The 12,140-nt window shown below is 46.8% G+C and carries 8 protein-coding genes and 1 pseudogene; 7 read left to right on the top strand and 2 right to left on the bottom strand.

Annotation, left to right across the window (positions count from 1 at the left end):
- Nucleotides 1-306 precede the first annotated feature (306 nt).
- The 4 genes from HMPREF9140_RS08655 (at nt 307) to HMPREF9140_RS08640 (ending at nt 5,654) form a co-directional block, all read left to right on the top strand.
- Nucleotides 307-2,214, top strand: a complete 1,908-nt coding sequence (locus HMPREF9140_RS08655; protein WP_006953345.1) for a hypothetical protein — start codon at nt 307-309, stop codon at nt 2,212-2,214.
- A 33-nt stretch (nt 2,215-2,247) separates the two neighbouring features.
- Nucleotides 2,248-4,164, top strand: a complete 1,917-nt coding sequence (locus HMPREF9140_RS08650) for a hypothetical protein (protein ID WP_006953344.1) — start codon at nt 2,248-2,250, stop codon at nt 4,162-4,164.
- A gap of 11 nt (nt 4,165-4,175) precedes the next feature.
- Entirely contained in the window at nt 4,176-4,373 is a 198-nt protein-coding gene (locus HMPREF9140_RS08645; RefSeq protein WP_006953343.1) for a hypothetical protein, read from the top strand.
- A gap of 423 nt (nt 4,374-4,796) precedes the next feature.
- Nucleotides 4,797-5,654, top strand: coding sequence for a DUF6261 family protein (locus HMPREF9140_RS08640; protein ID WP_006953342.1), 858 nt, complete (start codon nt 4,797-4,799; stop codon nt 5,652-5,654).
- 466 nt (nt 5,655-6,120) lie between these two features.
- On the opposite strand, the gene HMPREF9140_RS08635 is transcribed toward HMPREF9140_RS08640, so the two are convergent.
- Both HMPREF9140_RS08635 and HMPREF9140_RS08630 read right to left on the bottom strand, forming a co-directional pair.
- Nucleotides 6,121-7,221, bottom strand: a complete 1,101-nt coding sequence (locus tag HMPREF9140_RS08635) for an SGNH/GDSL hydrolase family protein (RefSeq protein WP_006953341.1) — start codon at nt 7,219-7,221, stop codon at nt 6,121-6,123.
- A gap of 143 nt (nt 7,222-7,364) precedes the next feature.
- The gene (locus tag HMPREF9140_RS08630; protein ID WP_006953340.1) at nt 7,365-7,943 is read right to left on the bottom strand and encodes a DUF417 family protein; all 579 of its coding nucleotides are present in this window, start codon (nt 7,941-7,943) and stop codon (nt 7,365-7,367) included.
- A gap of 348 nt (nt 7,944-8,291) precedes the next feature.
- Between HMPREF9140_RS08630 and HMPREF9140_RS08625 the strand changes: the two genes are divergently transcribed.
- The 3 genes and pseudogenes from HMPREF9140_RS08625 to HMPREF9140_RS10855 all read left to right on the top strand — a co-directional run bounded on the left by HMPREF9140_RS08625 (nt 8,292) and on the right by HMPREF9140_RS10855 (nt 11,878).
- Complete coding sequence (locus tag HMPREF9140_RS08625; protein WP_018572031.1) at nt 8,292-10,655, top strand: TonB-dependent receptor; 2,364 nt, start codon at nt 8,292-8,294, stop codon at nt 10,653-10,655.
- A pseudogene (gene pnuC, locus HMPREF9140_RS10860) lies at nt 10,655-11,224 on the top strand (nicotinamide riboside transporter PnuC); the annotation flags it as partial. The gene HMPREF9140_RS08625 and the pseudogene pnuC, both read left to right, overlap by 1 nt.
- A gap of 6 nt (nt 11,225-11,230) precedes the next feature.
- Complete coding sequence (locus tag HMPREF9140_RS10855; protein ID WP_238300906.1) at nt 11,231-11,878, top strand: thiamine diphosphokinase; 648 nt, start codon at nt 11,231-11,233, stop codon at nt 11,876-11,878.
- Nucleotides 11,879-12,140: the final 262 nt, after the last annotated feature.

The following is a 12,140-nucleotide window of genomic DNA, read 5'->3' as shown; positions in this document are numbered from 1 at the left end:
ACACACACACACACACACACACACACACACACAGGCCAGACCTATTAATTAGCTTTTTCATACGCGCGCGCGAAGCGTGTCGCAAATCCAGTATACACGGGGATTCCGAGAGGATTCTCCGTGCCGTTTTTTGTATCCTTTCGGGAAACGATATAAGAGAAAATAGTTGCTTATTTTCTCCACAAAACCCGTGCGATTCTCGCACGGAATATCCCCCCATTTCCACAAGTGCAAATATTCTTTCGCCACCAATCAAGCAACTGAAATAATAATGGATTTTTATCTCAAAAATTTAAATGTAGAATTATGAAGAAAAGTAGAAAACTGTTCCTTGTCTTATGTACTGCGCTATTTATTGCCCTACTTCCGGCATGTAGCAGCGACAACGAAGAACAAGTAAATCCCCAAAAGCCACAAGACGAAAATAGCACTGTTGTGGATTTGGGAAATGTGAAATTTGATATTAGCGAAATGCCATTCGGAGAAGATATCGAAAAGAAAACTCGTACTGCCGAACAACCGCTAATGACCGACACCGTTGTGCTTAGCAAAAGCGTTGAGGCCGAAGTGACTCTCGAACAAGAAGAGCTACCCGTAACTCGCGGAGTGAAGAATGGACTCAGTGACGGAACCTATCGCATGATGGTTTATCAGGCCAACACTTTCAAAGGAAAGATAAGTTTCACCGTTAGTGGAGGAAATATCACCTATCTCGAAAAACTCATTCTGCAACAAGGCACCTATGATTTCTATTGTTGCAACGACAAAGTTGAATTCAATCAAGTAGAAAACAAGTTCAAGGTCGAAGTCGACAATGCCGGCACGGCTCTTATAGGCATAACTAAGAACGTTCAGGTGAGCGGCATAAAGAAAACCGTCAATTTCCCGATTAAGCACGTTGGAACCCGCATCAAGACAAGACTAACAGCCCTGATGCCGTTTCCTGGAGACGTGCAGGCTAAGTTGATTTCCACTCCTAATGGTGCAATCGGCGATGTGATATATGACATTCCAACGGGAACATATTCCTCTTCGAAACAGAGTACGCTTTCATTTCCGACCACGGCCTACACAGCTGCTACCGATATCTACGACCCTACTCTTTTAGCGAACATATATGCAATGGAAAGCAGCGACTATCGCTATATGCTGCAAAACAACACTCTCACAAATCTCATGCTTCAATTCACTAACTCCGGGCAGCTCTATCGCAAGGCCATGAGTTCTTATGGTGCGCTGAAAATAAATAGTGGGACTCAACAAATGTTAGCTGGACACTCATATGTGTTGCGCGTAAAACTCAAACCGGCCTTCCGATATCTTTTTCAAGATGGAACCACTGGATATCTTCGCGACAAAGGCAATCGTATTCCTGTTGCATTAGTGCTAAATAAACGATTGGGTGTTGCGCTATACGATTCGCATGTGAATAGCGATTTTGTTCCCTCATATTTTTCAGGTGGAGTTCTGCAAGGAAATTGGTCAGTTACCGGACAGCAGGACAACGACCGTATCTTCTCGCTTACCCAATGGAACGACGCGATAACAACCGTAACTAGTGGAGCACATTGGACATGGGCTGCTGGCGGAACACTCAACCACACCAATCCGGCTTATAACGGCTCAAAGGGTGCCAAGCGTGAAACTTATCCTGCATTCTATTGGGCCGATGCCTATCGGAAGGATATGCTAACCAGATGCCAAAATGAAGGAAAGGCTTACGACACCGACTTACTTGCACAAACAGGACGATGGTTTCTGCCAAGCGTTAACGAATGGATGGTACTACTTGATAACCTCGGCTTTGGCAACCACAACGGACTATTAGTTCCGGGCGGAGTAGCGAGCGGAATCCCGATAAGTACATGGTATAACATACTAATTGTTAAGCACGCATTCATTTCGGCTGGCGGATGGGCGCTTTGGGATGACACAGATCCGCAAGGGCGCTATTACTGGACAAGTACGGAAGGGCCCATTCCCACCCAAGCCTATATAATAACCACACGTCCCGACTTCTATTTCTTTCTCTCACCGGCTAATAAGAACCTCATAGGCTTGCCCTACAACTACACGAAAGCATTTAGAGTGCGAGCCTTCGTTGTGTTTGAAAATACAACCGTACATCCCAACCCGGGTAGTTCGAGCGAAGACGGTTGGGCAGGCGATCCGGATATCGACGTGAACGGCGACGACATGGAAGTAGATCTATAACTCAAAAGAAGTATCACCAATAACAACACGATTATGATGAAAAGAAGAATAAACAAGCATCTATTGTCAATCATCTGCCTGGCAGTACTTACAACAGCATGCACCAACGAAGAACAAAATCTCCCTCTGCCACAGCAACCGACCGAGGGAAACACAACGGTCAAAGCGGGAAACATAACTTTCTCCATAAACGAACTTCCTTTCGGGGTAGATATCGAAGAAGATACTCGCAACACTCAACCCACTATCAAAGATACCGTCGACCTCTCCGACGGTATCGAAGCTGAATTAACTCTTGAGCCTGATACTAAATCCGCAACACGAGCATCGAAGATTGGGCTAAGCGATGGGACCTATCGTGTTTTTGCCTATAAAGCCGGAGTCAACAAAGGCATGTTCACCTTCGTTGTTTCGGGTGGGAACGTAATCTCAGCCGGACAGTTATCCCTGCCCGCCGGAGTTTACAGTTTCTATTGCTGCAACGAACATGTGGCTGCCGAAAACAACAAATTCACCATTCCACACTCAAATGTTGGTGGCGCACTCATAGGCTTCGCAAAAGATGTCTACGTGAGCGGAGAAAATCAGCACATAACATTCTCGATGACCCATGCCGGCGGACGAATCCGAACTAAACTGATGGCGCTTACACCCCTCCCGGTCGACTTGCGAACGAGGCTCGGAATTGCAACCGGCACACAATCACACGATATGACCTATAATCTCATAACCGACGCTTATGCCTATGCACCGGCCTCGCCCACTCCGCTTCCTTTCCCCGAGCATTATTACACCCGAACGGCCGATGAACCCGATGCCGGCCTGGGAGTAACTTTCAATACCTCGGTAAGCAACGATTATACCTATTTTGTTTCCGGAACCCCGTTCCGTGAGATAGCAATGACATTCCTCAACCCTTCGCCGATCTATAGAAAGGCTATGAACTCTTTTACAGCAAAAAAACTCTCGTCGGGCATAGGTAATGTTGTTGTAAACAAGTCCTACACTCTAAAGATTCGCATAGTACCCAACTTCCGTTATCTCTTCCAGGACGGTAATAGCGGCTATCTGCGCGACCGCGGCAACCGCCTGCCTATTGCTCTCTGTATAACCGACCATCTAGCAATGGGCCTCTTCGATGCTGCACCTTGGGATTACCCCGAGGCTTACACTCCATCTATCCAAAATCCTCCAACTTATGTGCAAGAACAAGCAAATAAAGCAAGTTGGTCTAGCACAGCATGGGTACGGCAAGTAGAACCTAAATTTGTTAAGGTGAGAGACAACGACGTAGTATTCACTTCCTGGCAAAATGCTATAAGCTACGACACACATGGCGGTTATTATTGGACTTGGATTCCCAATGGCAGTACTGGTTTCAATTGGCAATTTGGAGGACCGGGTCAAGTTATAACAGACCCCGCCAAGAAGATAAAAGGAAAGAATTTCAATAAACTATACCCCGCTTTCTATTGGGCCGGTAACAGATATCCCGACGCAATGATTCGTAAATGCCAAAGCTTGGGTTTACCTTATAACGCAACTTTCCTGGCAATCGAAAACAAATGGTTTCTTCCAAGTGCTTATGAATGGTATTGGCTTCATCTCAACATTGGCTTCGGACAAAATTTCACAATAGCTAATCCGGCTGATCCAAGCACTTACGACCGATTTGCCGTCGCCAACTATAGCTCTCAAATAGTTAATTACGCCCTTGTAAAAGCCGGTGGCATGCCTTTATGGTATTCTAATGGAGAGGGGCATCATTATTACACAAGCTCCGAGTATATCAATTCCGTGTTTCAACAATCAGAGCCCAATTTTGTTTCTCAGGTTTTCTGCTTCACAGCAAACTCGAATAACAAAATGTATATCACCGCCGACCTCAAAGACCCGTTGGCCGAATTCACCTATCCGCGTTACAGAGTCCGAGCATTTGTAAACTATTAAAAATCGATGTTATGAATAAAGAAAACAAACAAACCGTCAGTCAACTCCTTGACGAAAAAGGATTATATGTTTCCCCTTGGTGCGAGGTGCTCGAAGTCGAAGAAGAGAAGTTCTTGTGCACAACCGCCGCTCCCGGACGTGATGGTTCTACCGAAGACGAGTGGGGTAACGATGAAGACATTGACGGTGACACCGACCTGGATTTGTAGCAAATGATTCTGTCCCTACATTCGGGCGGAACGCCCAAATTGGTATCTGTCAGGTTACCGTCTCCTCTTAGTGAAAAATATATTGAGACAGTCAGGAGCGCCACGCTCTAGTAAAAATCTGAACGGAAGCAACGAGAAGCGTCACGCTCTAATAGAAATCTGAACGGAAACAACGAGAAGCGCCACGCTCTAGTGGCTTTTCAAAAGAAAACAGCCAGGAGCGCCACGCTCTAGTAAAAATCTGAACGGAAACAACGAGAAGCGCTACGCTCTAGTGGCTTTTCAAAAGAAAACAGTCAGGAGCGCCACGCTCTAGTAAAAATCTGAACGGAAATAGCGAGGAGTGTCACGCTCTTAGACTTAAAAAAGAAAACGCACGGATAAGCCGTGTATCAGCATCATAAATTTTAAAACTTATAAACTATGAAACAGATCAAAGGATTTGATATTGGGCATTTAAACAATGGAGCTCATTTTTTGTTTGTAGCTAATGCGCATAAACGTGCAATAGCCGACGCTGCGGTAAAAGATAAAGTTGCTAACGAATTGCAGATGCTCGAACGAGCAGTGCAGGAGGAAGATCGAATTTTGGTGACATCGCAAAAAAGTCTTCTATCCGACGACATTCGAGAGGCCGACCGTAAACGCGACAATATCTATCGTGCCATCGTGAAAGCTGTAAACGCCTATATGCTCTTCCCGAACAAGGAAACAGTGGAGGCAGCGAAAGTAGTTAAACAACTGTTGAAGGATTACGACATCAAAATCACCATGCAACTCGACCGCGAAACAGGTTTGTTGCTTAACCTGATTAGCGATTTTGAAAACAAGTATCAAACCGAAATTGCCAAGCTAGGTCTTACTCACACTATTATCGAGCTCAAGAATGTGAACGATAAACTGCGTGGTATAACCGAAGACCGTCTGCATGCCAAGGCTCTCGTGATTATCGGCAACCTTAAACGCGCTCGCACTGCAAGCGACGAAGCCTATCGCACACTTGTTCAAAAGGTGAACGCCCTCGCAGTTGTTGAAGGAGATGCTGTTTATTCTACCTTCATTGACCAGATGAACACCGAAATCAAGCATTACAAAGAGGAAGCTCTCGCCCATCCGAAGAAAAAAGATGATAATAAGAAACCCGGCGAGGGCGACCCGAAAAAGCCTGGCGATGGCAAGAAACCTTCCAATCCGAAGAAACCCGACGACGGTAAAAAGCCGGATGACGGTAAAACACCGAAACCCGGACGAGAAGAAGACCCCGGAGAAGATAAAGTATAGGGGGAAAATAATTTCCCCTCCCTCCCCGAATCCGGGGAAGAACGATAAATCGTTTATATAATCATTAAGACCTGCATCCGTCGTGACGACGCGTGCAGGTCGACCGTTTTTATAGGCCCCGAAATCTTTATATAAGCCCAACAAAATCCTCCTTTGATATGTTTGTTCTACCCAACAGATGCCAATTCGGGCGGAACGCCCGCAGGTGTAGGGACAGACCCCGTGTCTGTCCGACACACCCACCTGTCCATCCACCAAGACAGGATAAATATTCGTGCAGAACAGGGCAGAAAAAATCTCATGCGGTCGGCAGACCGAATTGGCATGGGTATCGGACAGACACGGGGTCTGTCCCTACATGCGGCCTATCGGCCGAGCCTCATAACATTTCCCTGACCCTGTTATGTTTGGATATTTATGCCCATTCGGCCTAACGGCCGAGTGGGTGGGACGATGGGGTTTATTGCTACCAGTTCATTATTTGTCGGAGAAATGGGGTGAGTTCTTCGGCCATTCGTTCGTGTTGCTTGAGACTTGGATGGTAGCAAGCGCCGTAGCCCAGTTCGCCCGTTTGGAATGAAAACTCAAAACGGAAAATATGCTTATCGCCCTGCTTGTGAAACTCTCGCTGTAATTTGTTGAGAATTGAGGCTTGGAGTTTATTCTCGCGAGCTTTTAGCATCGGCCCATTGAGCAAAACGATTGCGGCGTCGGGATAATAAGCTCGAATCGTACGGATGAAATTACGATAAGCCTCTTCATATCGTGCAGGGTCGTAGTTGTTTGTAGAGAAATCGTTCGTGCCCAGATTGATGCACACAACTTGTGGTGTCCAGCGTGCGAAATCCCATTTCTCGTTATAGTCTTCGAAAATGGTGTAGGCGTATTCGCCTGGTAGATTGGTGGGGGTTCCTTCGCGCGGTCCGTTGTAATTTCTGTACACTCCATGTCCGCTTCGTGCGATTGCGAAATGCTGGGCGTTGAGATTTCTGCTAACTATTGCGGCATAGCTTAGGTAATGATTCTCGGTTTCGTCTTCATAGGGGTCTCGACCGTCGATACTTTCTATTCCGAAAGCGCATGTTATGGAGTTCCCGATGAATTCTATTTTCCTTTCGGGCATTATGGGTGGTGGAAGGATTGTGGCGTTTTCATCGATGGCGAATCCCAAGAATTCGGCGTGTCGCTGCAGACCTTCGATGATGTAGGTTAGTCGAACCTCATGGTCACGGTCTTGCAGGGCTGTGGCTAGGTTCACTACCGAATCTTTTTCGCTGTTAAAGCTCACCTTGAAAGGTTCGGCTCCGTCTATGGAGCAAACGAAATATCCGCTTTTCGGTTTAGCAATCATTTTTAGCGATGTACCGGTGAATCGGGCGGCGATTTCGATTCCCGGCCAATTGAAAGTAGGGCGCAGAGGGTTGCTGAACGAAATTCGCCCGACATAGCAGATGTTGGGGTTATCGGGTTGTATTATTTTTCCCTTAACCGGGATTGTCGACGAAGCGTTGGTTGTCATAGCAACAGTTAGCCAGATGTAGAGCAGAACGAATAGTTTTTTTTGCATTTCGGTTTTCTTAATACTAATATTTTCTAGAGGTGCAAAGATAGGCATGTTAGAAGATTACTCTAGGATTTGCGGTTGTGATTTGGATATAGAAAAACGTTCGAGGATATTCCCCGAACGTTTTCCTTAACTGTACAAGTAGACTAATTTTTGAACTGCTTTAGGAGTTTTCCTGCCGTGTCGGAAAGCAATGTAATAGCTCCGGCCAATATCACGGTGTCTTTAACTACAAGTCGGCCTGCCCCCGAAAGCAACGGGAATCCATGCTCACCGCTACCAAGATTGGGCACCCAACATTCTGGTGTGGTTACCAGGAACGACAACGTACCTATAGTCATGATTATGCACAGCAGTTCGCCGAAAATACCAACCTTGGGCCAGAACATTCCGAGGAACACCAGGATGCCTATCGACATGATGAGACAACCAAGACCGTAGGAAAACGTATAAGTGCGGTTAGCTTCATGCCACTGTCGGTTCTTCAGTACCAGTTCGCCCTCCTTATTTTTATATTCTTTGTATTCCGGAGCTTCCTTGGCGTAGAAGAAACTCATGAAAGGACTATTGGCCACGAAGGGCACGATACCGTCGGCCTCGTAGTGGGTAAATTTCAACCCGCCTATCCAAACGAAAACAATCAGTATAGCCACACGGATTAAGTTCAAACCCGTTTGGCGAAGATTCGACGCAAACTCTAAGAATGCAATTACTTTACTTTTCATATGCCTATATACCTTTTATTTTTTTTGTTATGCCCGCCGAGTTAATCGGCCGACTAATTAATTGCTCGCAAAGTTATGATAGCATCCTGTTCGGAATTACGAATAGTTCATTGATTAGAACTATTGTTGCATAGAACACAACTATTGATGGGCTGTAGAGACGTGATAGAGGGAGGAATATGGTTTCGTCATAAAATCTTACCTTTGCCTCCGGCTTCCAGAGTGGAAGCTAAGGGGTGCTCGCTCGTTTGGGCGGTGCTGAGAATATACCCGAGAACCTGATGCGGATAATACCGACGTAGGGATTTTTACTCTCCCCTTTTAATAATCATTTCATAATACACAAACATGAAGAAATTCATCATGTTTGCAGCTTCACTTATATGTGTGGCTGCAACGAAGGCGCAAAACAGCGCCGACACTCTCACGCATGAAGAGCTAGCCGAGGTTATTGTGGCCGGTGTGCGTGCACAGAAAAATGCGCCCTATGCTGTGGCTAACATCAAGAAGGGCGAACTGCAAAAGTTTTCGCGCAGCGGGCGTGAGCTTCCGTTACTGCTGACTAGAACACCGGGTATACTGGCATGGGGCGAAAACGGACTCGGAACCGGAACCGTGGCTATGCGTATTCGTGGGGCTGCCGGAAGTAGAATCAACGTTACGCTCGATGGCGTTGCACTCAATTCGCCCGAAGACCAAACAGTGTTCTGGGCAAATATGAATTCGTTCAGTGCCCTACTTGGAAGCGTGCAGGTACAGCGCGGAATAGGCACGTCGACTAACGGCGACGGAGCTTTCGGAGGCTCCATTTCGTTAGCCACTGCTACGCCCTCAAAGAAACCTAAGTTGGAGTTGAGTGGCTCGTATGGTTCCTACAATACTTATAACACCGGTCTGAATTTCTCCACCGGATTGCTAGGTAAAGGATTCATTTTCGACGGAGCGTATCACGAAACCGGTACCGATGGATATTTACACGGCACAGCCGGCCGGTCGGGCTCATACTATGGCGGACTGACATGGTTGGGCAACAACTTTCAGGTGCGATATAAGAACATAGGCAACTTCGAGAAAACCGGTCAGGCATGGAATGGCGTAGTGGCAGGAAACAGCGACGGGTCGCTAATGATGGAGGGTATACGAACCTACCAGGATATTTATGCCCATGGGCTGGGGCGATTCAATCCGCTATACGAAAGCTTGGAGTTCGATGATGTTAACCGGAAGTTCGTCAAGGATGCGAATGGCAACTATAAAACATCACGCTACACGATGGATGGCGGTTCGTTATGGAGGCGAACAACCGATAACTTCTATCAGAACCATAATATTCTCTCGACCGCCTGGAAACCATCCGAACACTGGACACATAACCTATCCGTTCATTACACCTACGGTTACGGGTATTACAGCGAGTTCCGCCAAAATAATAAGTTCGACAAGTTCGGACTCGTTGCAACCGACGTGAATGGTAAGAAAGTGAAGCGGAGCGATTTTGTGCGGAAGAAGGGACTGTCTCAACATACCTATGGTGTGGTTTACAACGTGAATTATCGCGATGAACAGTGGGATGTTCTCGGCGGGGTGAACTTACAACAATTCCGCGGCAGTCATTTCGGTTATCTCACTTACGTGGCCAATCGTGGACAGATACAAGATTTCACAGGACACCGATATTATGACTCTAAGGCACGCAAGAACGATTATTCGGCTTTCGCCAAGGCAACCTATCATGCAAGTAGCATGTTGGATTTGTTTGCCGACGTGCAATATCGCCATGTGGGCTACACCACCGATGGACGTAATGATAAGTTTTACAAGCAGGCTGATGGCACCTTCCTGAACCAGATACTCGATATTCGTGCCACATATAATTTCTGGAACCCTAAGGCTGGGATAAGCTTTCATAGTGGGCCGCATCGTGCTTATGCCTCGGTGGCCTATGCCGGCAGAGAACCCGAACGTAGTAATTTCACCGACAACGGAAAATATCCTGCACCGAAAGCCGAGCATCTGCTGGACGCAGAACTGGGCTATCAATACTCTGCTCCGCGTGCAAGAGCAGGTGTGAACTTCTACTACATGAACTATAAAGACCAGTTCGTGCAAACTGGTGAGAAAAGCGACATCGGCGAGAATCTCACAACGAATATAGCCCGCTCCTATCGTATGGGAGCTGAAATCACCGCTGCCTGGGATGCTCTATCGTGCCTGACCCTCGAGGCCAACGCTGCTTTGAGTACGAATCGAATAAAAGATTTCGACGAATACATCGACAACTGGGACGACGACAAGCATCCTGCCGTTGTGCACTATGATAACTCGGTGCTTTCATTCTCACCGTCGGCTATCCTGAACGGGTTTATCAACTTCCACTATAAATCGCTCGAGGCTGTTTGGCACACTAACTTCGTGAGCCGGCAATATCTCGACAACACTGAAAATAAAGACCGGTCGCTACCGCGCTATTCGCAAACTGATATAAACCTGTCGTATAACATCGGATTACATCGTACAATTCTTGGCCTGAAACAAATATTCTTAGGTCTAGACTTGAACAACATCTTCAATAATCACTACGCCGCCAGTGGATGGGCCTATACAGCCGTCAGTCAGTCGGCTCACTACACACCTCAGAATCGCTATTGGCAGCTGGGTTTTATGCCCATGGCCGGATTTAATATGATGGGTAGTATAACACTTCGATTCTGATGCAGGAATTCATATCCACTCACTGGCTTGACCTATTGGGCACGCTCATAGGCTTGGTTTACATCTATCAGGAATATAAGGCTAGTATATGGCTTTGGCTAACGGGAATCGTGATGCCTGTGGTTTATATGTTCGTTTATTACGAGGCCGGACTGTATGCCGACTTTGGAATGCAGATTTATTACGCTCTTGCTGCTATTTACGGCTTCCTGTTCTGGAAGTTAGGCAGGCACGAACAGAAAGAACTGCCTGTTTCGCATTTCCCACGTCGACTGGTGTTGCCTGCTACCGCTGTGTTCTTCGTTCTTTGGGGAGCACTTTGGCTGGTGCTCGTGAAGTTTACTAACTCCACTGTACCGGTACTCGATAGCTTCGGCAATGCACTTAGCTTTATTGGCCTGTGGGCTCTGGCTCGAAAATATATCGAGCAGTGGTGGATATGGATTGTTGTCGACCTTGAACTCTCCACCTTATATATATATAAGGATATACCTTTTACCGCCGTTCTCTATGCTCTATATGCTGTGATAGCTGTGGCGGGTTATCGCAAATGGAAGCGCGATTACAAGGCCGATATCCGGCACGAGGGGCAACTCCCGTCTGACGGTGTGGTGATTCTTGCCGCCGGCGATTTCCCTAGGCATGAAGTACCGCTCGCTATTCTTCGTAAAGCAAAAGAGCTTTATGTGTGCGATGGTGCGCTAGCCGAGCTCATTGAGTACGGACTCGAACCCACGGCTGTGATAGGCGATGGCGACTCTATATCGCCCTCGCTGCGTGAACGATATAAAGAGATATATCATCAGTTCGATGAGCAGGATGATAACGACCTCACCAAGGCCACCCGATTCGCCCTCACCCGAACCTCCGAGCGTAATTTCATATATCTGGGGGCAACTGGTAAGCGCGAAAACCATACGTTGGGCAATATCTCGCTGCTTATGCGCTATCGTCGTGAGCTGGGTGTCTGTCCGGTGATGATAACCGACCATGGCTGGTTTTGCCCTTCATCGGGTAATACAGAGTTCTGTTCATTTGCCGGTCAGCAGGTGAGCATCTTTAATATCTCTTGTAGGCAGCTGTCGAGCTACGGTTTGAAGTGGCCGGCCTATCCCTTTAAAGAGCAGTGGCAAGGTACGCTCAACGAAGCTCTAGGCCCGAGGTTCACAGTGTATGCCGATGGCGACTATCTGGTTTATCGCACCCACGAGCCGAAATTATAGCCCGGCTAAAACGCTATAAAACAGATGATTCTTTTGCACTGTTTTTGTTTATTAAATAAACTCTACTTATCTTTGCCACCGTGAAACGGTTATCAATATCATTCTATAGCAATAATGTAGCGCAGAGAAATTTCGATTTCCCTGCATCTTTTTGTGCTAAATGTTTGGTTGTTCCAAATAATTTGCTAATACACACACACACACACACACACACACACACACACACACACACACACACACACACACACACACACACACTAGT

The sequence above is a fragment of the Prevotella micans F0438 genome, from assembly GCF_000243035.1.
GTDB lineage: Bacteria > Bacteroidota > Bacteroidia > Bacteroidales > Bacteroidaceae > Prevotella > Prevotella micans.
Note: the sequence above shows the minus strand (reverse complement) of the source record. Positions and strands in the feature narration are given on the sequence as shown.